Genomic DNA, 18,913 nt, shown 5'->3' with positions numbered 1-18,913 from the left:
TCCCCTCCGGGAACGCCGTCAGTCCTCGAACAGCTCGCGCCTGCGGAAGGGGGCGGCGGCGAAGCGGGCCGCGATCTTGGCGGGGGTCAGCCAGCGCACGTGGGCGCCGTTGCGGGCGTGGGTGATCGCGCGTTCGGCCAGCCACGGGGTGACGGTCTCGACCCGGTCGGCCAGGATGTCGAACACCTTCCTGACCCGTGCCAGCTCCTCGGGACCGTAGTCGTGGGTGAGCAGGTCCGTGACCACCATGCCCGGGCTGAGCAGGCCGGCCGAGACGCCGGGCGGCATCTCCTTGACCATGGTCCGGGTCAGGTAGGTCACCGCCCGCTTGGTGGCGCCGTAGACGCCGAGGCCGGGCACGGTACGGCCGTCGCTGCCCAGGCCCTCCATGTTCCACACGTGGCCGCCGCCCTGGGCGGCCATGCCCGCCACCGCCACGGCGCAGCCGTTCAGGACGCCCAGGAGGTTCGCCTCCACGACCGGGCGGGCCTCCTCCGCGGGCAGCCGCCACAGCGGGACCCGGGAGTGGGAGATCCCGGCGTTGTTGATCCACAGGTCGACCCTGCCGTGGCGCTCGACGGCGGCCTCCCACAACGACTGGAGCCGAGAGCGGTCGGCGACGTCGGCGACCAGCGCCAGGACGCCGAGGTCCGCGGCGGCCCGCCGTACCGAGTCGGCCCGGCTGCCGCACACCACCACCTGATGGCCGCGTGCCAGGAAGGACCGGGCCAGGCCGAGGCCGATGCCCCGGGTGCCGCCGGTCACCACGATCGTTGTCATCCGGTTGTGCGCTCCCTGCCTCGGTGGACCGGCTCAGACGGCGGTGATCAGCGTGATCAGCTGGTCGCGGAATCCGGCGTAGTCGTCCAGCGCGCCGAAGAGCGCGTCGGAGCGGCGCTCCTGCTCTCGCGCCTCGTCCAGCACCCGGCGCCCGCCGGGGGTGATCCCGATGAGGACGCGGCGCCGGTCGTGGGCGTCGGTCTCCTTGACCACGTGGCCGGAGCGGCGCAGATGCCCGATCGTCCTGCTCATCGTCTGGTCGGTCACCCGGCACAGCGTGGCGAGCTCGCGCTGGGTCAGCGGGCCCTCGGCTGCGTGGTGCAGGACGATCAGGCCCGCGTGGGTGAGGCCGTGACCGGCCAGGAAGTCGTGGAAGCGCCCCTCCACCACCCGGGCGGCCACCGACAGCAGGCGGCCGGTCGGCCAGGATCGGATGTCGGCGCGCACCGCGTCGGGATGCCGTACGACGTGCTGCTCATCCCCTTCGGCCACCGGCCCATTGTCACAGAACCGAGGTCCGGCTCCCACATCGTGCCGTGATCGGAGGTCACACACTGCCGCCGTCATATTGTTCAGCCTACTGAACAAATGAATAATCATCAGCATGCTGAACGATACGGCGGGACGGAGCGCCCACCGCGCCCTCATCATCGGCATCGCGGCCAGTGCCGTACTGACCGGGATGGTGTGGCTGCTCGGTCAGCGGCTGCACGGCATCCGGCTGCTGCCCGACCAGGGCGCGTCCTGGTACTACTGGAAACTCCCCGAGCCGACCTTCTGGACCCGGGCCTCGGCCTGGCTCGGCTACGCCGCCCACCAGGTGGCGCTGTGGGGCCTGATCTACTACGCCCAGACCCGGGTCCGCAGCTACACCTCGGGCCTGCACCGCGTCAACGTCGTGGCCCTGGCGGTGAACTTCGGCTTCATCCTGCTGCACACCGTGCAGACCCACGTGTTCTACGACGGCCTCGCCCAGGACGTGTCCATCTTCAGCTCGCAGGGCTCGGTCGTCCTGCTGCTGGTCGTCGTGCTGCTGATGGAGAACCGGCGCCGCGGCCTGTTCCTCGGCCGGCCGGCGCCCATCGGGCGGGAGGTGGCGGGCTTCGCCCGCAGGTACCACGGCTATCTGTTCAGCTGGGCCGCCGTCTACACCTTCTGGTACCACCCGATGGAGGCCACCAGCGGGCACCTGATCGGCTTCTTCTACATGTTCCTGCTCCTGCTGCAGGGCAGCCTCTTCCTGACCCGGGCGCACACCGGCCGCCGGTGGACCTTCACCCTGGAGATCATGGTCGCGGTGCACGGCACCCTGGTGGCGGTGATGACCAGCGGTCCCGACGGCGCCTGGCCGATGTTCCTGTTCGGCTTCCTCGGGGTCTTCGTCGTCACCCAGATGCACGGCCTCGGGCTCTCCGCGGCGACCCGGTGGCTGCTGGCCGCCGGCTACGCGGGGGCGGTGGTGGCGGTGTACGGCGTCCGCGGCTTCGGCTCGGTCGACGAGGTCGTCCGCATCCCGCTGATCGAGTACCTCCTGGTCGCCGTGGTGGCGGTGCTGATCTGGCTGGGGCTGAGAGTGTCCAGACTGGTGACCGGCGGGAGGGCGGCCGAGCACGATCGGCAGGACGCCGGGCCCGAGCACGATCGGCAGGACGCCTGAGCCGGGTGTGACCGGAGGGGTCCCCTGACCCCGATGGCGCGGTTCTGTCGCAGGCACCGGTTAATGTCCTGCATGAGGTGCTGCACATGATTCCGGGAAACCTGTGGTGTTCGACAACCCTGCGGTGACCGTGCCGGACGAGCCGTCCTTGACGGAGGTCGAGGCCTCCGTCGAGCAACTGGTGTTCGTCCGCGAGGACGAATACACCGTCGCCCGCATGAGCGCCGACGACCTGCCCGCCTTCGTCGCCTCCGGCCGCGCGCTGGCCGGGGTGCAGCCCGGCGAGACGCTGCGGCTGACCGGGGAGTGGGACCGCCACCCGCGCCACGGCAGCCGCCTGCTGGCCACGCGCTGCGAGCGGGTGGTCCCCTCCACCGTGCGGGCCATCACGCTCTATCTCGGCTCCGGCCTGATCCGCGGGATCGGGCCGCGGCTGGCCCACGCCATCGTCAGCCACTTCGGCGAGGAGACGCTCACGGTCATCGACACCGAGCCCGAGCGCCTCACGGAGGTCGTCAACATCGGCGCCACGCGGCAGGCGCAGATCGTCGAGGCGTGGGCGGAGCAGAAGGCCATCGCCGCCCTCATGGTCGTCCTGCAGGGATACGGGATCAGCCCGCTGCTGGCGACCAAGATCTACCAGGTGTTCGGCAACGACTCGGCCGAGGTCCTCGTCGGTGATCCGTACCAGCTCATCGGCCGGGTGCGGGGGATCGCCTTCCACACCGCCGACCGGATCGCGCTGCGGTCCGGGGTGCCCGAGCAGAGCCCGCAGCGGATCAGGGCGGCGGTCCTGGACCGGCTGGAGGCGGCTGCCGCCCGCGACGGCCACTGTTTCCTGCCGCTGCCCGCCCTCGTCTCGGCGGCCTCGGCCCTGGTCGGCCGGGAGGACGAGCTGATCGGCCAGGCGGTGGACACGTTGATCGCCGAGCGCAGGGTGATCGTGGAGGCCTCACCAGCCGTCCCCGGCCAGGTGGTGGTCTACTCCAAGGAGCAGCACAGCCGGGAGCTCTCGCTGGCGGCGCACCTGGCCAGGCTCAGCAGGGCCCGCTCGACGCTGCCGCTGCGCACCTTCACCGAGGACGAGGGGCTGCACGAGGACCAGCGGGCGGCGGTGAACCTCACGCTGACCAACACCGTGTCGGTCCTGACCGGCGGCCCCGGCTGCGGCAAGAGCCACACGGTGAAGGTGATCGCCTCGACCGTGCGGGCGATGGGCGGCACGGTGACCCTGACCGCGCCGACGGGCAAGGCGGCCAAGCGCCTGTCGGAGCTCACCGGCCTGCCCGCGATGACCGTGCACCGGATGCTCGCCCAGCAACAGCAGGAGCGCGACGAGACCACGCTGTTCCAGCAGTCCCCCGCCGAGGCCGACCTCATCGTGGTGGACGAGGCCTCGATGCTCGACCTGCACCTGGCCACCCGGCTGGCGGCCTCGATCCCGTCGGGCGGCCACCTGCTGCTGGTCGGCGACGGCGACCAGCTGCCCAGCATCGGGCCCGGGAACGTGCTGACCGACCTGCTGCGGGTGGAGGAGGTCCCGCGCATCCGGCTGACCCACGTCTTCCGGCAGGCCCAGGACAGCGGGATCGTCCGGTCCGCCCACCGGATCCGGGCCGGCGAGCTGCCCGACCTGCCCGGCAGGGGCGGCTTCTGGTTCGAGGCGATCGACGACCCCGAGGACGTGGCCGCGCGGGTGGTCCACCTGGCGACGGAGGCGATCCCCCGCAAGCAGAACATCGGCCGGGACCAGGTCCAGGTGCTGTGCCCGATGCGCAAGGGCCCCACGGGCAGCGTCGAGCTCGGCCGCCGGCTGCAGGAGCGGCTGAACCCGGCGCGCGAGGGCACGGCCGAGCACTGGTCGGGGCCGTCGGTCTTCCGGGTGGGCGACCGGGTCATGCCGATCCGCAACAACTACGACAAGGGCGTGTTCAACGGGGAGATCGCCACGGTCACGGAGGTCAGGTCCCAGGAGCGCGTGCTGGAGATGCGCACCGACGACGGCGAGACCGTGGAGTACGCCTTCGGCGAGCTGGACGAGCTGACCCACGCCTACGCGATCAGCGTCCACCGCTCCCAGGGCAGCGAATACCCCTTCGTGGTGGCCCCGATCGTGGCCGAGGCCGGCGGCGTGATGCTGCACCGCAGGCTGCTGTACACCCTGGTCACCAGGGCCAAGGCCTGGGTGGTGCTGGTCGGCCAGCGCGAGGCCCTGCAACTGGCCGTCCAGCGGCTCGGCTACCGCAGGCACACCGGCCTGGCCTTCCGCCTCGCCATGGCACTGGAGAGCTGACCCTCCCGCCGGGCGCCGGCGGTTTCAGGCCTCGTCGGTGTCAGGCCTCGTCGGTGTCAGGCCTCGATGGCGAAGGGGGAGACGCGGCCGGCGCCTTCCGGCTGCCAGCCCACGTCGCTCAGCGCCCCCTCCAGCGAGTCGTGCATCTCGAACAGGGGGAGCAGGCCGGTGATGGTGAGCCTGCGCCTCAGCATCACCGGGGCCTCGGCCAGGACCAGGCGCACGCCGCGCTCGCCGCAGCCGTTGGAGACCCCGATCATCGCGCCGATCCCGGTGGAGTCGCAGAAGGTCATGGAGCTGAGGTGGAGGACCAGGCAGCCCTCCTGGAGGAAGTCCCACAGGTGCTCGATCATCACCCGCAGGGCGGAGGCGGTCGCCAGATCCAGGGCGCCCTTGAGATGGACCACGGCGCATTTGCCGTAGCTGCCGAGTACGACCTCGAAGCCCATCTCATCTGGAGCTCGCATCCAGATCGGCCTCGCTTCTCTTCCGCCTGTCCACCTGTCAGCCCGTCCACCGGCAAGGTAACGCAAAACCCCAATTTAGGGGTCTTGACCGCACAAGGAGGAACAGGTCCATATTCATCATCCCAGAGGCATCCGAACAGGCAAGAGCCGGATAGCTGCCGACGTCTTCCCGTGACACTCCCCCGATCGGTGTGACCGCAACCCCGCCGGGCCCGGCGGGCCCGGGAGGCGGTACCGTCCCCGGCCCGCGGCGGCCCGCGGCCGGTCCGGGGGTGTCAGAACGTGAAGCCCTGGTCGGACTGCCCGTTTCCTTGTGTCTTCTCCAGTTCGGCCGCCAGGCCGGGGATCAGGTGTTCGAGCGCCTCGTGCCATTCACGATGACGCCCGGGGTGCTCCACCGTGGCTCCGCAGGTTCGGCACATCGGTATCTGGGGTTGCGTCATACCGGGATCCCTCCCATCGAACGATCACATTCCGACTGCCCCATCAGGCGGCCGGGGAACCCCGCTCCACGCACCGGTTCCCGGTGCCTACGACGTTTCGTCGATCCGGTTCTGCGGGGCGAGCTCGGAGTCCGGGGCGGTGGGTTCCGGCGGGATGGGCAGGCTGACGCGCACGCACGTGCCCTCACCCGGGCGGCTGTCGATGCGCACACTGCCGCCGTGCAGCTGGAGGGTCTTCTCCACGATGGACAGCCCCATCCCCGTACCGCCGATCGCCTGCTCCTCCGCCGCGGGGGCGCGGTAGAAGGACTCGAAGACGCGCTCGATCTCGGTGGTCGCGATCCCCATCCCGGTGTCGCAGACGGTGAAGCGCGGCGCGGGGTCGGCGCTGACGGTGACGTCGATCCTGCCGCCGGGCGGGGTGAACTTGATCGCGTTGTCCAGCAGGTGCCGTACGGCGTGCTGCATCCGGCGGGCGTCGATCCACGCCGCCGCCTCGGCCGGAGCGTGCAGGTGCACGGTGTGGTCCCTGTCCTGCACATCGTCGGCCACGGCGTCGATCGCGCGGCGGATGACGGCGACCAGGTTCTCCCGGCGGGGGACGTAGCTGACGGTGCGGGCGTTCAGGCTGGCCATCAGCAGCAGCTCGTCGATCAGGAGCAGGATCCGGTCGCTGTTGCGCTCGATGACCTGCAGGAAGCGTCTCTCGGTGGCGGGATCGAGGCCGCCCTCCTGGATGAGCTGCAGATAGCTGCGGATCGAGGTCAGCGGGGTGCGCAGCTCGTGGTTGATGCTGCGCAGGAACTGGTCCTTCAGCTCCTGGAGGTCCTGCAGGCCGTGGGCGAGCTGCTCGCTCTGCCGGGCGTAGCGATGGGCCTCCATCATCGAGGCGGCGCTGTCGGCCAGGTGGCGCAGGACCTGCCACTGTCCGTCGGACAACCGGTGTGGTCGATCGCCCATCACGCACACCGTGCCGACCACCCGGCCGAAGTCCCCGATCATCGGCGTGCCCGCGTAGAAGCGCAGGTACGGCTCCCCGATCACCGTGGGGTCGTCGCGGAACTCCTCGTCGTCCCGGGCGTCGGGAACCTCCAGCCGCTCGCGCCGCCGGACGATCCACGTGTGGAACGACGGCACACGCTCGTCCATGCCGGCCCAGGTCATCCCGGCATGGCCGACGATGTCGTCGCCTTCCTCACCCGTCCGCCTGACATGGGCTGTCGGTACCCCGCAGATCAGGCGGGCCGCCGCGGCGATCGCCGAGAAGTTCGGCTCGGTGAGGGTCCCGGGCTCCCGGACCTCGCCCTCGGGCTTCTCCCCGTCACCGTCCCCCGGCGGCTGCCCGACCTCCTCCGAAGGCTTCGGAGCCCCCTGCGCCGGTCCGGCCTCGCTGAAGTCCTTCGCCGGTTCGGCCTCGTCGAACCCCTGCGCCGTCATCACGTGTCCCGCCTAGACATCCGCACCGGTGCCGGCGCCGGGCAGGCGCATGGCCAGCAGAGCGATGTCGTCCATGCCGTCCGAGGGCATGCGCTCCAGCAGCTGGTCGCAGAATTCGTCCAGCGGGTGACCGGCCAGCGCCGCGGCGTGGCGGCGCAGCCGGTTCATTCCGACGTCCAGATCGGCGCCGGTGGTCTCTATGAGGCCGTCGGTGTACAGCAGCAGGGTGCTGTGCGCGGGCAACGGCTCGATGGCGTCGTAACGGGACGTTCCAGGCTCCAGGCCCGCCCCGAGCAGCAGGTTCTGCCCCGATTCCAGATAACGGGTGTGACCCTCGGCGGTGACCAGCAACGGCGGCGGGTGCCCCGCGCTGACCCAGTGCAGCTGCCACGGCCCCTGCCGCGGTCCCTCGACGCGCGCCAGGATCATGGTCGCCATCGGGATGTCGCTGACGGCGATCATCGCGTTGTCCAGGCGGTCGATGATGACGCTGGGCGGCTCCCGGCGGTCCCACGCCAGGGAGCGCAGCATGTTGCGCAGCTGGGCCATGTCGGCCGCCGCCTTGAGGTCGTGCCCGGCGACGTCGCCGATGACCAGCGCGGTGACGCCGTCCACCAGGAGGAAGGCGTCGTACCAGTCCCCGCCGACCTGGGATCCCTTCGGGGCCGGCCGGTAACGGGCCACCAGCCCCAGATGGTCCACGCACGGCAGCGGTGCCAGCAGATGACGTTGCATGGTCTCGGCCACGTCGCGCTGCTGGCCGAACAGGCGGGCGTTGTCCACGGCCAGACCGGCCCGGCGGCCGATGTCGGCGATCAGCGTCAGGTCGGCGACGTCGAAGGGGCGCGCCGGATCGACGCGGGCCACGGTGAGGGCGCCCAGCACCTGCCGGGAGGTGCGCAGCGGGACGATGATCATCGACGTGGCGCCGAAGGCGGTGTACAGCTCGCGGTGCGCGACGTCCAGAGGGGTGTCGGCGGGAGCGGCGACGTCGTCGGGACCGAGCAGTACGGCCTCGCCGCTGCGCAGCACGTGGGCCAGCGGTGCCTGGGAGGAGTCGGTGAGCGGCGGCAGTGGCCCCTGCCAGACCTGCTCGCCGCCGTGCTCCCGGGGAGCGGCGATCGTGACCCGGCGGATGTCCTGGGGACCGGTGTAGAGGTCCACCGCCGCCCAGTCGGCCAGCCGCGGCACGGTCAACCGGCCCAGCCGGCCCAGCGCCTCGTCCACGTCCAGGGTCTGGGTCAGCACGGTGGTGATCTCGGTGAGCACCGTCAGCCGTTCGGTGAGGTCCTCCAGCGCGGCCAACTGGTCGGCCTGGCGCCGCGCGGCGGCCAGCCGCTCGGTGGCGTCGACGAACAGCACCGCCGCACCGCGGATCCTGCCGTCCCGGTGGATCGGCGAGGCCACCCACGCGATCGGCAGCAGGTGGCCGCCGCCGTCCAGGAAGGTGTCGCACTCGATCTCACCGCGGACGACGCGCCCGTGCTCCAGCACCTCCGCCACCTGGCAGGCCGTACGGGGGATCACTTCCCCGCCGGGACCCCGGTGCAGCAGGTCGTGGTCCTCGGCGCCCAGCAGCGCCGCCGCCGGGCGGCCCAGCAGTGTGACGGCCCGGGGGTTGACCGCGGTGATGCGCCCGGTGTGGTCGGTGAGATACACACCGGCCCCCAGGTCGGCGAAGACCGCCCGCAGCAGCGACCCGTCCGGCAGCGCGCCGTCGTCCCCGTGCCCGTCCCCGTGCCCGTGCCCGTCCCCGTGCCCGTCCCCGTGCCCGTGCCCGTCCCCGTGCCCGTCTCCGTGCTCGTCGGCGGTACCGGCCTTGTCCGCCATCGCGACCTCGCCCTTCCTCACGTTCGCCGGGCCCGTGCGCACGCTCACCGGCCGCGCAGGGTCCCCACCCGTTCCCGGCGTCCTGACATGTCCGGGCCGCCACCCGATCGGGCCGGGTGCCGGGACGACCCACGATGATCATGGCGGCGGGGCCGGAGGACGACCCGATAGACGCGCTGAATTTGGGGCAGAACGTACCTGTCTCTGACTGAATCGCGACGGCGGAGCCCCCGTCGCACCCCGGTGCGCGGAGGTGGAGCCGATGATCCAGAAACCGGTCTGCGAAAGAGTGTCCTGGTGCGTTTCCATGCCGACCTGCACATCCATTCCAAATACTCCCGCGCCTGCAGCAAGGACAGCGACCTGGAGCATCTGACGTGGTGGGCGCGGCGCAAGGGCGTCACCCTGATGGGCACCGGCGACCTCACGCACCCGGTGTGGTTCGAACGGCTGCGTGAGAGCCTCGTCCCGGCGGAGCCGGGGCTGTTCCGGCTCCGCGACGAGCTGGACCGGGAGGTCTCCCGGACGCTGCCGCCCGGCCTGGCCTCCGGCACGGTGCGCTTCATGCTGTCCACCGAGGTCTCCACGGTCTACAGCCGCGGTGAGCGCACCCGTAAGATCCACCACCTGGTGTACATGCCGGACTTCGAGGCCGCCGCCGCCTTCAACCGCCGCCTCGGACGGGCCGGCGACCTGGAGGCGGACGGCCGGCCCGTCCTGCGCCTGGACTCCCGCGACCTGCTGGAGATCACGCTGGGCAGCGGGCAGGGGGCCTATCTGGTGCCCGCCCACGTCTGGACGCCGTGGTTCGGCGTGTTCGGCTCCAAGTCCGGGTTCGACACGGTCGAGGAGTGCTACGGCGACCTGTCCCGCCACATCTTCGCCCTGGAGACCGGGCTGTCCAGCGACCCCGCCATGAACCGGCGCGTCTCCGGCCTCGACCGCTACAGGCTGGTCAGCCACTCCGACGCGCACTCGCCGCCCATGGTGGCCCGCGAGACCACGGTGTTCGAGACGGACCTGGACTATTTCGCGGTCATGGAAGCGCTGCGGACCGGCTCCGGGTACGCCGGGACGGTGGAGTTCTTCCCCGAGGAGGGCAAGTACCACCTCGACGGGCACCGCAAGTGCGGCGTCCGGATGGACCCCCGGGAGACCCGCCGGCGCGGCGGCGTGTGCCCCGTGTGCAGCAGGCCGCTCACCGTCGGCGTGCTGAGCCGGGTCGAGGACCTGGCCGACCGCCCGGACGGCACCCGCCCCGACGGCGACCCCGGCTTCCGCAGCCTCGTCCCGCTGCCGGAGATCGTGGGCGAGATCCTCGGCGTGGGGAGCAAGAGCAAGAAGGTCCTCAACGAGGTCGACTCCCTCACCGCCGCCCTGGGCCCCGAGCTGGCGATCCTGCAGGAGCTGCCGGTCGGCGACATCGCACGGCACTCACCGGCGCTGGCGGAGGCCGTCGACCGGCTGCGCCGCGGCGAGGTGATCCGGGACCCCGGCTACGACGGCACGTTCGGCACGATCGGCTTCTTCAAGCCCGGCGAACTCGAACGGATCAACGCCTCCGCCACCCCGGCCCTGTTCTAGACGTGTGAGTCCTGAGGACTCACTCGTCCACCCCGGCCCTCTTCCGGGCACCGACCTCGCGGGATCTCGCGCATTGCCAAATAGGACAACCACGTTTACTATCTAGACAACCACATTGACCATTACGCCGCATGCCCGCGCACACGGCGTCACCCCCGCAGAGAAGGTCACGATGTCCCAGGACGTCTTCGTCGCCCACACCGTCGAAAGCGCGCCGGCCGCCGCCCGGTCCACCATGGAGGCCACCCGCAAGAAGTTCGGCTACATCCCGGAGCCGGTCGCGCGGATGGCCGCCTCCCCCGAGGTGCTCAAGGGCTTCCTGACGGTCAACGCCGTCTTCGAGCAGTCCACCCTCCCCCCGCTCGACCGTGAGGTCCTCATCCTGACGATCGCCACCCGCAACGGCTGCCACGTCTGCGTGGCGATGCACAGCGCCGTCCTGGCGGGGCTGCAGGCCTCACCCGATCTCATCGAGGACCTGCGGGCCCGCCGGCCGCTGCAGGACGCCCGCCTGGAGGCGCTGCGCGTCTTCGCCCACGCCGTCATGGACAGCCTCGGCGCGGTCGGCGACAAGGAGATGCGGGCGTTCCTGGAGGCCGGATACACCCCGCAGAACGCCCTGGAGGTCGTCCTGGGGATCGGCACCTACACGATCTCCACCTTCGCCAACAGGATGACCGACGCCGCCCTCGACCCCGCGCTGCGGGACTTCGCCTGGGAGGAGGAGGCCGCCTGATCCCGCGACCGCGGCCCCGCCTCCCGGCGCAGCCGTACCGCTCCGTGGGACCGCGGGCCGCGGTCGCGGGCCTCACCCCTTCACCGCACCGGCGATCATGCCGGCGCCGACCCTGCGTTGCAGGAAGAGGAAGAGCACCAGCACCGGCAGGGCGAACAGCGTCGCGGCGGCCATGGTGGCGCCCCAGTCGGTGCCGAACACGTCGCGGAAGGACGACAGCCACACCGGCAGCGTCCGTTTGTCCTGATCCTTGATGATCAGCACGTTGACGAACGCGAACTCGTTCCACGCGGTGATGAACCCGAACAGCGAGGTGGCCATCAGGCCGGGCGCGAGCAGCGGGAAGACCACCCGGCGGAAGGCCGCCGGGCGGGTGCAGCCGTCGACCAGGGCCGCCTCCTCCACCTCGGCGGGGATCGCGGCCAGGAACCCGCGCAGCGTCACGATCGTGAACGGCAGCGTGACCATGAAGTAGACACCGGTCAGCATCGCCAGGGAGTCGAGCAGGTCGGTGTCCCGGGCGATGATGAACATCGGCACGAGGAGCGCCTCCCACGGCGCCATCTGGGCGGCGAAGACCATGACGATGAACGCGCCCCGGCCGCGCCAGCGCATCCTGGCCACGGCGAAGGCCGACAGCAGCGCCACCACCAGGGCCAGCAGCACCGCGGCGCCGGTGACCAGCAGGCTGTTTCGCCAGAACGTCCAGAACCCGTCGGCGCCCACCGCGGTGGCGAAGTGCTCCAGCGTCGGATGCGCGGGCCACAGGCCGGGCGTCTCGGCCTGGATCTCGGCCGTGGGCTTGAACGCGGTGGCGAACATCCAATAGACCGGGAAGATCATCACGACGAGGACGGCCGCGGCCGCGGCGTTGAGGGCGATCCCCCCTGCCCTCGGCCTCCGGCCGCCGCCCCTCGCGGACACGTCCCTCGCGGACGCACCTTTCACGGACGCCTCCCTCACGGACACGCCTCTCACGGCTCGGCTCCTTCCTGCCTGAGCATCCGCCGCAGGTTGCTGATCAGCGCGACGGCGAGGACGACGACGGTGAGCATCGCGACGGCCGACCCCAGGTCGTAGCGGTGCAGGGCCCTGGCGATCCGGAAGGCGTAGACCGGCAGCGTGGTCGTCGCGCCGTCGGGTCCGCCCTGGCTGAGTACCCAGATCTGCGGGAAGCACTTGAAGACCCAGATCACCTCCAGCGAGGTGATCAGCGCGAACATCGGGCGCAGGATCGGGAAGGTCACCCTGGTGAAGATCTGCCGGCCGGTGCCGCCGTCGATCCTGGCCGACTCGTACAGCTCCGCCGGGATCGTGGTCAGGCCGGCGTAGAGGGTGAGCGCGGCGAACGGCACCGACTGCCAGACCACGAGCACCACCAGGACCCCGAACATCGCCTGGCCGTCGGCGAACCACGAGTAGCCCTGGAAGGACTCCAAGCCCAGCCGGGTCAGCAGCCAGTTGACGATGCCGAGCTCGGACTGGAACAGCCACTGGAAGATCGTCGTGGCCGCGATGATCGGCGTGGCCCAGGCGAGCGCGAGCGCGCTCATCAGGGCCAGCCGCATGCGCCGTCCCAGCCGCACCAGCATGAGGGCGACGGCCGTCGACAGGCCCATGATGAGCACCACGTTGATCCCGGTCCAGACGAAGGTCCGCAGCACCACCGTCCAGAACTCCCCGCCCGCCAGCAGCTCCCGGTAGTTGTCCAGGCCGGCGAACTCCGCGCCACCCCTGATCAGCTCGCCCATCCGGAAGTGCTGGAAGGAGATCGTCGCGGCGCGGAAGAGGGGATACAGCAGCAGGAAGAGGCCGCCCACCACGGTGGGGGCGATCAGCAGGTACGGCCAGAACCTCCGGGGCCGGCGGGGCCTGTCCGGCGGGACCGGGCGCCCCGGCCCCCGGCGGGGCGGGGCCGGGGCCCGGGTGGCGGCGGGGACGCTCACCGCGCTACGACCCGCTGTTGAGCGTCGCGGTGATGGACTCGCTGGCCTTGCGGGCCTCGGCCGCCGGGTCCTTGCCGGTGAGCACCGCGGTCATGTACTGCTTGATCACCAGCGTGGCCTCGACCGCCGCCCAGTTGGGCGTGTTGGGGGTGGCCCTGCCGTTGGAGGCGCCCTTCGCCATGGCGGCGGTGCCCTCGTCGGCGTCCAGGACGTGCGCCAGCGACGTCCGGTTGGGCACGAAGTTCATCGCCTTGGCCAGGTCGGTCTGGAACTTCTCCCCCGCCAGCGCCTTGACCACCTCGTAGGCGGCGTCGGGGTTCTTCGACGCCTCCGGGATGATCAGGTCGGAGCCGCCGGTGAACACCGCGCCGGGCTTGTCGGCCGTCTTGCCGGGGATCGGGAAGAACCCGATCTTGTCCTTCATCTTCGGCTCGACCTCCAGCACCCGGGCCGCGCCGCCCGGCACGCTGATCATCTGGGCGACCTTGCCCTGCGCGAAGACCTCGTGCTGCGGCGGGTTGGCCTCGTCGGCGTCCTTCGGGCCCTTGCCGAGCGCCTGGAGCCGCTTGTAGAAGTCCATGCCGGCCAGCGCCTGCGGGGTGTCCAGGGCGCCCTTCCACTTCTCGCCGTCCTTGACGGCGAAGTCGCCGCCCTCGTCCCAGATGAACCCGGCCAGCGCGTACCAGGTCTGCCCGGTGAGATAGATGCCCTGGTCGCCGCCCTTGTCGAGCTTGGCGGTGATCTCCAGCCACTCGTCGCGGGTCGTGGGCGGGGCGGTGATGCCCGCCTTCTCGAACAGCTCCTTGTTGTAGACGACGACCCGGTTGGCGGCGTACCAGGGGATGCCGTACTGCCGGCCGTCGATGTTGCCCGGCTGGGCCAGGCCGGGGATCCAGTCGGTGCCGCCGAGGTCGGCGACCTTGTCGGTGAGGTCCCTGACACCGCCGCTGGCGGCGTACTGCGCGATCTGGGTGTTGCCGACCTCGATCACGTCGGGTGCGTCCGTGCTGGCCAGGGCGGCGGTGACGCGCTCGCCGATGCCGTCCCACGCCTGGATCTGGATGTCGAGGTCGACGCCCTTGCGGGCGGCCTCGTAGTCGGTCTCGAACTGCTTGACGAGCTCGTCGGTGACGCTCCCGTCCATGATCCAGACGGTGAGCTTGGCGGGTCCCGTGCTCGCGGGGGCGGCGCTGCCCGATCCCTCGTCGGAACCGCAGGCGCCGGTGCCGGCGGCCAGGGCCAGCACGGCCGCGGCGGCCAGGAGGCGGTGCTTCATGGGCTTTCTCTTTTCGGGGGGTGGTTCGGCTTTCCGGAAGGTGGTGCCGGACGCGGCGCCCGCGGCCGGGCGGCGGGCGCCGCGTCCGGGACCTCAGGAGGAGGGGACGGTGTCGGTGAACGCGGTGGAGGACGCCCGGAAGGCGTTGACCCTGTTCAGCACCTCGGCGGGCGAGACGACCTCGTTCTTGCTGTGGTAGACCCAGTCGACCTGCTGCCGGTAGGTGCGCGGGGTGGAGCCACCCTGCAGGTCGATGAACCACTGGTTGAACATGATCCACATGGGCGTCTCGGGATAGTAGATGTCACCGTGGTCGGCGAACAGGCGCCCGTCGACGTAGTACTTGATCCGGCCGCCGGAGACCTGGATGACCAGGTCGTGCCAGCCGGCGAAGCTGGTCCGCTCCTCGGTGTGGGTGTTGACCGCCTGCCAGGGATCGGCCTGGTAGGTCTCCCAGCTCGTGGTGTACAGGATGTTGGCGGGCTCGCCCCAGCCGCCGTTGGGCAGATACTCGAAGTCCAGCTCCCCGTAGTCCGGGTCCATGTTCTGCTGCAGCGGGGTGATGGTGAAGAACGTCTGCACGACGTGCTCGCCGTCGGGGCCGGACAGCGGGGCGTCGCTGAACTTCACCCGGGCCGCGTAGGTGCCCTCGAAGAACTTGCGGGCGGAGGTGGACAGCTCGGTGTGCACGGTGCCCGCGCCGGTGCCGTCGGTGGAGGAGTCGAGTTGCAGGACCTGGTTCCCGCTCACCGAGGGGAAGGTGACCGCGGAGGGCGACCAGGTCGCGCCGGGCACTCCGGGACCGCCGGAGTTGGAGCGCACCGTCCAGCCGCGCTGCGCCAGCCGCGGGTCGGACGACCCGGTGTAGGCGAAGTCGTCGAACAGCGTGCCCTGGCCGCCGGGGTTGCCCGTCGGGGTGACGGTGGGCGTCGGCGAGGGGTCGGGACCCGTGCCGCCGGCCGGCGTGCCCCAGGCGAGCTGCCCGCCGACGTAGACGGCGACCTTGCTCCAGTCGGCGTAGGAGGTCTGGGCCCCGAAGGAGTAGTCGTCGGACTGGGTGAAGTTCTGCCAGTCGGCGCGGTGGAACCGCAGCTGCATGTCACCGGTGTTCGCGCCCGGGGCCAGCGTCCCGGAGGTGAAGCCGACCTCCAGGTACCGGTTGGCCGCCGGCACCGGGCTCGACAGCGTGGCGAACTGCCCGGTCACGGTGGAGCAGCCGACCACCGCCCACGAGCAGGCGAACCGGTAGGCGGTGTCGCCGGTGAAGTAGTAGCGGATCTTGACCTGGCTGAGCGGGATGGACGTGGTGCCGTCGTTGACGAGCTTGAACCAGGGTTCGGCCTGCGCGGTGGTGGCTCCGGTGGAGCTGTTCTTGTACTGCAGGCGCAGCGACTGGGCGGCCGAGGCCGGGGAGGCCAGGGCCACCGCCGCCAGGGCGATGGGGAGGGACAGGGCGAGGACGGTTTTCCAGAGATGTCGGGGCACGGTTGATCTCCTAGCGGGCGACCCCCGAGATGTTTCCTGGCACGGCGAACGGAGCGTTCGCCGGATGGCGCGGCGAAGAGCGGATTCGCCGGGCGGTGCGGGGCGGTCGGTGCGGGCGGACGGACACCCGCGGCCGGTCAGCCGCCCCGGCGGATGCGGCCCGCGTAGCGGGCTTCGAGAGCGAGGTTGTGCGCGTCCCCCTCGGGGACGTTCGCCGACAGGTACACCGGCGGCACCCGGCCGGCCGCGAGCAGCTCGGCCACCGCCCCGGTGACGACGAGCTGGGCGAGCAGCGCCGAGGTGATCGTGGAGACGGCCGCGACGGCGCCGCCGCCGGGCAGGGGCAGGACCGCGTCGCCGTAGGGGGCCCGGTTGTCGAGCACCACGTCGGCGAGGTCGCACAGCTTGCGGCCCGAGGGATGCCTGGCCGCCGCCGCGGAGCTGTGGGCGAGCGAGGTGATCGCGATCAGGTCGTGACCGCGCTCCTTCACCAGGGTGGCCAGCTCGACGACGACGCCGTTGACGCCCGAGCTGGAGATGATCACGAACAGGTCGTCGTCGGCGACGGGGGCGAGGTCGAGGATCCGGTGTGCGATGCCGGGGTCGCGTTCGAGGTCGTAGCGTTCGAGTTCGCGCGGGTCGGCTCCGCCGTACAGGACGATGTCGCGCAGTGCGAGCCGGTTGGTGGGCACCAGCCCGCCCGCGCGACCGGCGATCTCCATCGCGACGGCCTCGGAGTGGCCGGAGCCGAACGCCTGGACGATCCCGTCGCGCTCCAGCGCCCCGGCGACCAGGGCCGCGGCCCGCCCGATGGGCTCGGCCTGCTCGGCGGGGATGGCCTGGACGAGATCGGCGATGTGGCGGACGTAGGCGTCCGGGTCGGGGGGCGGGACTCCCGCCGCCTCACCCCGTGTCACGTCGAGTTCTGCGGTCACATGTCTCCCTCCGGGAGGCGGTGCCCGGTCACCGCGCGGACGGTCAGATCGAACGCCTTCCGGGTGCGTTCGTAGGTGCGCTGCGCGACCGAGACGTAGACCACGTCCAGGACGAGCAGCTGGGAGTGGATCGCGGCGAAGCCGTCGGAGCGGAAGGTCGTCTCCCTGCTGGAGGTGGTGACGACCAGCTCGGCCACCTCGGCCAGCGGCGAACGGGGGTGCGAGGTGACCGCCACGGTGATGGCGCCGTGGCTGCCGGCCTCGGCCAGCACCTCGATGACCTCGCGGGTCCTGCCGCTGTGCGAGATCCCGATCGCCACGTCGCCCTGACCGAGCAGCGCGGCGTCGGTGAGCGCGCTGTGCGCGTCGGACCTGCTCCAGGTGGGGACCCGGATGCGCTGCAGGCGGTACTCCATCTCGCTGGCCACCGCCGCGCTGCTGGAGACGCCGAACAGCAGCACCCGGCCGGCCTGGGCGATCGCACCGGCGACCTTCTCCACCGTGGCCAGGTCGAGCTGCGCCGCGGTCTCCTGGATCAGGCGGATGTCGTTGCCCGCCACAACGCCCAGCACCCGGTCGAGCCCGTCGCCGGGCAGGATCTCCTGCCCGATGTCGGTCTCCCAGCGCTGCTGGGCGACCCGGCCGGTCTCGGTGGCGAGCGCGACCCGCAGCTCGGCGTAGCCGCCGAACCCGAGCGCGCGGCAGAACCGGGTGATCGTCGCGGTCGAGGTGCCGCTGCGCTCGGCCAGGTCGACGATCGTCGACCTGGCGGCCTCGGCGGAGTCGGCGAGGATCACCTCGGCCACCTTCCGCAGCGCCTCCGGCATCTCGGCCTGCTCGATCCCGATCCTGTTCAGGAGTTCCACCGCGTTCCTCCTCCGTTGATGGTGAAAATTATGCTCACCATCTAGCGTCGTCAAGGCTTCTGGAGAATAATTTTTGACATGACTGTGGTGCTCGGCGTGGACGCCGGCGGGACATCATCTCGCGCCGTGGCCATCACGGCGGCGGGAAAGGTGATCGGGCGAGGACGGGCTGGCGGCGGCAACCCGATGGCGATCGGCCCCCGGGAGGCGTTCGCCAACCTCGGCCAGGCCGTGCGCCAGGCCCTGGCCTCGACGGACCCGGCGCAGGTGGAGGGGGTGACCGTCGGGCTGGCCGGGGCGGGGATCCTGCGCGACCCCTCGTCCCGGGCGGCCTTCGACGGGGCCCTGCGCGACTGCGGGCTGAGGGCCCCGGCCCGGGCGGTGGGCGACGTGGTCGTGGCCTTCGCAGCGGGTACGGCCGCGCGGTCCGGGACGGTCCTCATCTCCGGCACCGGGGCCATCGCGGCGAAAATTATTGACCATCAGCCGACGGCGCTGGCCGACGGGTACGGCTGGCTGCTGGGCGATGAGGGCTCGGCCTTCTGGCTCGGCCAGGCCGCCGCCCGCGCCGCCATCCGGCAGGCCTCGGGCCGCGTGGCGGGCGGCGCCCGGGAGGCGGGCGAGCGGGCGCCGGACGGCATGGGCCCGCTGACCCGGCTCGTCCTCCGCCACCTGCTGTTCCCCGACGAGGAGCCCGGCGGGCGGGCGCGGGCGGCCTTCCCGGATGAGCCCGGCGGGCGGGCGCGGGCGGCCACGCCGGGCAGGGAGCTGGCCGACCTGCTGGCCACCGCGGTGCAGTCCCGGCCACCGCGCGCGCTGGCCGAACTCGCGCCGCTGGTGAGCCGGGCGGCCGAGGCCGGGGACCCCGCCGCCGGGGCCATCGTGGCCGAGGCCGCCGCCCGGCTGGCCGCGACCGTGTCCGAGGTGCGCGAGCCGGGCGACCGCACGCCGGTCGTGCTGGCCGGGAGCGTCCTGACCAGCGAGGGGCCGGTACGGCGCGCCGTACAGGATCTCCTGCGCAGCCGGGACGCGCCGGTCGCGGTGGCGGGCGACGGCGCCGGGGCGGCCGCGTGGCTGGCGGCCGGACGGTTGCTCGGCCCCCGGGAGGCGGCCACCCTGCACCGGCGCTTCGTCGCCCCGTGATCATCCGGACGCCGCGGATCACCGATCGACCTGCG

The 18,913-nt window shown here is 71.6% G+C and carries 17 protein-coding genes; 5 read left to right on the top strand and 12 right to left on the bottom strand.

Annotated elements, in window-relative coordinates:
* Positions 1–18: 18 nt before the first annotated feature.
* The gene (locus Pta02_RS01785) at positions 19–780 is read right to left on the bottom strand and encodes an SDR family oxidoreductase (protein ID WP_203872854.1); all 762 of its coding nucleotides are present in this window, start codon (positions 778–780) and stop codon (positions 19–21) included.
* Between the two features lie 33 nt (positions 781–813).
* Positions 814–1,272: a MarR family winged helix-turn-helix transcriptional regulator gene (locus tag Pta02_RS01780; RefSeq protein ID WP_239129308.1), complete on the bottom strand. Its 459-nt coding sequence runs from the start codon at positions 1,270–1,272 to the stop codon at positions 814–816.
* A 112-nt stretch (positions 1,273–1,384) separates the two neighbouring features.
* Between Pta02_RS01780 and Pta02_RS01775 the strand changes: the two genes are divergently transcribed.
* Together Pta02_RS01775 and recD2 are read left to right on the top strand one after the other, a co-directional pair.
* Complete coding sequence (locus Pta02_RS01775; RefSeq protein WP_203872852.1) at positions 1,385–2,437, top strand: hypothetical protein; 1,053 nt, start codon at positions 1,385–1,387, stop codon at positions 2,435–2,437.
* 106 nt (positions 2,438–2,543) lie between these two features.
* On the top strand, positions 2,544–4,730 hold the full coding sequence (recD2, locus tag Pta02_RS01770) for an SF1B family DNA helicase RecD2 (protein WP_239129301.1): 2,187 nt from the start codon (positions 2,544–2,546) through the stop codon (positions 4,728–4,730).
* Positions 4,731–4,786: 56 nt separating this feature from the next.
* Here the strand turns inward: recD2 and Pta02_RS01765 are convergent, their stop codons facing one another.
* From Pta02_RS01765 to Pta02_RS01750, 4 genes are all read right to left on the bottom strand, one after another.
* Positions 4,787–5,197, bottom strand: a complete 411-nt coding sequence (locus Pta02_RS01765; protein ID WP_203872851.1) for an STAS domain-containing protein — start codon at positions 5,195–5,197, stop codon at positions 4,787–4,789.
* A 275-nt stretch (positions 5,198–5,472) separates the two neighbouring features.
* Positions 5,473–5,640, bottom strand: coding sequence for a hypothetical protein (locus Pta02_RS01760; RefSeq protein WP_203872850.1), 168 nt, complete (start codon positions 5,638–5,640; stop codon positions 5,473–5,475).
* An 87-nt stretch (positions 5,641–5,727) separates the two neighbouring features.
* The gene (locus Pta02_RS01755; RefSeq protein WP_203872849.1) at positions 5,728–7,077 is read right to left on the bottom strand and encodes a GAF domain-containing sensor histidine kinase; all 1,350 of its coding nucleotides are present in this window, start codon (positions 7,075–7,077) and stop codon (positions 5,728–5,730) included.
* A 12-nt stretch (positions 7,078–7,089) separates the two neighbouring features.
* The gene (locus Pta02_RS01750) at positions 7,090–8,955 is read right to left on the bottom strand and encodes a SpoIIE family protein phosphatase (protein WP_203872848.1); all 1,866 of its coding nucleotides are present in this window, start codon (positions 8,953–8,955) and stop codon (positions 7,090–7,092) included.
* 249 nt (positions 8,956–9,204) lie between these two features.
* On the opposite strand from Pta02_RS01750, the gene Pta02_RS01745 reads away from it, so the two are divergent.
* Positions 9,205–10,491 carry an endonuclease Q family protein gene (locus Pta02_RS01745; protein WP_203872847.1) on the top strand — a complete coding sequence of 429 codons (1,287 nt, stop codon included), beginning with the start codon at positions 9,205–9,207 and terminating at the stop codon, positions 10,489–10,491.
* A 172-nt stretch (positions 10,492–10,663) separates the two neighbouring features.
* A complete protein-coding gene (locus tag Pta02_RS01740; RefSeq protein ID WP_203872846.1) occupies positions 10,664–11,227 on the top strand; it encodes a carboxymuconolactone decarboxylase family protein in 564 nt (187 codons plus the stop codon).
* 72 nt (positions 11,228–11,299) lie between these two features.
* Here Pta02_RS01740 and Pta02_RS01735 read toward each other — a convergent pair whose 3' ends face one another.
* The 6 genes from Pta02_RS01735 to Pta02_RS01710 form a co-directional block, all read right to left on the bottom strand.
* Positions 11,300–12,175, bottom strand: a complete 876-nt coding sequence (locus tag Pta02_RS01735; protein WP_239129292.1) for a carbohydrate ABC transporter permease — start codon at positions 12,173–12,175, stop codon at positions 11,300–11,302.
* Between the two features lie 26 nt (positions 12,176–12,201).
* Positions 12,202–13,173 carry a carbohydrate ABC transporter permease gene (locus Pta02_RS01730; protein WP_203872845.1) on the bottom strand — a complete coding sequence of 324 codons (972 nt, stop codon included), beginning with the start codon at positions 13,171–13,173 and terminating at the stop codon, positions 12,202–12,204.
* A 4-nt stretch (positions 13,174–13,177) separates the two neighbouring features.
* Positions 13,178–14,449: a sugar ABC transporter substrate-binding protein gene (locus Pta02_RS01725; RefSeq protein WP_203872844.1), complete on the bottom strand. Its 1,272-nt coding sequence runs from the start codon at positions 14,447–14,449 to the stop codon at positions 13,178–13,180.
* A gap of 93 nt (positions 14,450–14,542) precedes the next feature.
* Entirely contained in the window at positions 14,543–15,934 is a 1,392-nt protein-coding gene (locus Pta02_RS01720) for a cellulose binding domain-containing protein (protein ID WP_203872843.1), read from the bottom strand.
* 137 nt (positions 15,935–16,071) lie between these two features.
* Positions 16,072–16,869, bottom strand: a complete 798-nt coding sequence (locus Pta02_RS01715) for a sugar isomerase domain-containing protein (protein ID WP_239129290.1) — start codon at positions 16,867–16,869, stop codon at positions 16,072–16,074.
* Positions 16,866–17,735, bottom strand: coding sequence for a MurR/RpiR family transcriptional regulator (locus tag Pta02_RS01710; protein ID WP_239129288.1), 870 nt, complete (start codon positions 17,733–17,735; stop codon positions 16,866–16,868). The genes Pta02_RS01715 and Pta02_RS01710 overlap by 4 nt, the downstream gene beginning before the upstream one ends.
* Positions 17,736–17,813: 78 nt before the next feature.
* On the opposite strand from Pta02_RS01710, the gene Pta02_RS01705 reads away from it, so the two are divergent.
* The gene (locus tag Pta02_RS01705; protein WP_203872842.1) at positions 17,814–18,878 is read left to right on the top strand and encodes an N-acetylglucosamine kinase; all 1,065 of its coding nucleotides are present in this window, start codon (positions 17,814–17,816) and stop codon (positions 18,876–18,878) included.
* Positions 18,879–18,913 lie beyond the last annotated feature (35 nt).

Source organism: Paraplanobispora takensis, from assembly GCF_016863195.1.
Lineage (GTDB): Bacteria > Actinomycetota > Actinomycetes > Streptosporangiales > Streptosporangiaceae > Planobispora > Planobispora takensis.
The sequence above is the reverse complement of the archived record's forward strand: the minus strand, read 5'-3'. Positions and strand labels throughout refer to the sequence as shown.

What these genes read in the sequence shown, in the direction of transcription:
- Pta02_RS01740 (WP_203872846.1), top strand. Translation starts at nt 10,664, where the DNA reads ATGTCCCAGGACGTCTTCGTCGCCCACACCGTCGAAAGCGCGCCGGCC.
- Pta02_RS01755 (WP_203872849.1), bottom strand. Translation starts at nt 7,077, where the DNA reads ATGACGGCGCAGGGGTTCGACGAGGCCGAACCGGCGAAGGACTTCAGC.
- Pta02_RS01785 (WP_203872854.1), bottom strand. Translation starts at nt 780, where the DNA reads ATGACAACGATCGTGGTGACCGGCGGCACCCGGGGCATCGGCCTCGGC.
- Pta02_RS01765 (WP_203872851.1), bottom strand. Translation starts at nt 5,197, where the DNA reads ATGCGAGCTCCAGATGAGATGGGCTTCGAGGTCGTACTCGGCAGCTAC.
- Pta02_RS01705 (WP_203872842.1), top strand. Translation starts at nt 17,814, where the DNA reads ATGACTGTGGTGCTCGGCGTGGACGCCGGCGGGACATCATCTCGCGCC.
- Pta02_RS01775 (WP_203872852.1), top strand. Translation starts at nt 1,385, where the DNA reads ATGCTGAACGATACGGCGGGACGGAGCGCCCACCGCGCCCTCATCATC.
- Pta02_RS01725 (WP_203872844.1), bottom strand. Translation starts at nt 14,449, where the DNA reads ATGAAGCACCGCCTCCTGGCCGCCGCGGCCGTGCTGGCCCTGGCCGCC.
- Pta02_RS01760 (WP_203872850.1), bottom strand. Translation starts at nt 5,640, where the DNA reads ATGACGCAACCCCAGATACCGATGTGCCGAACCTGCGGAGCCACGGTG.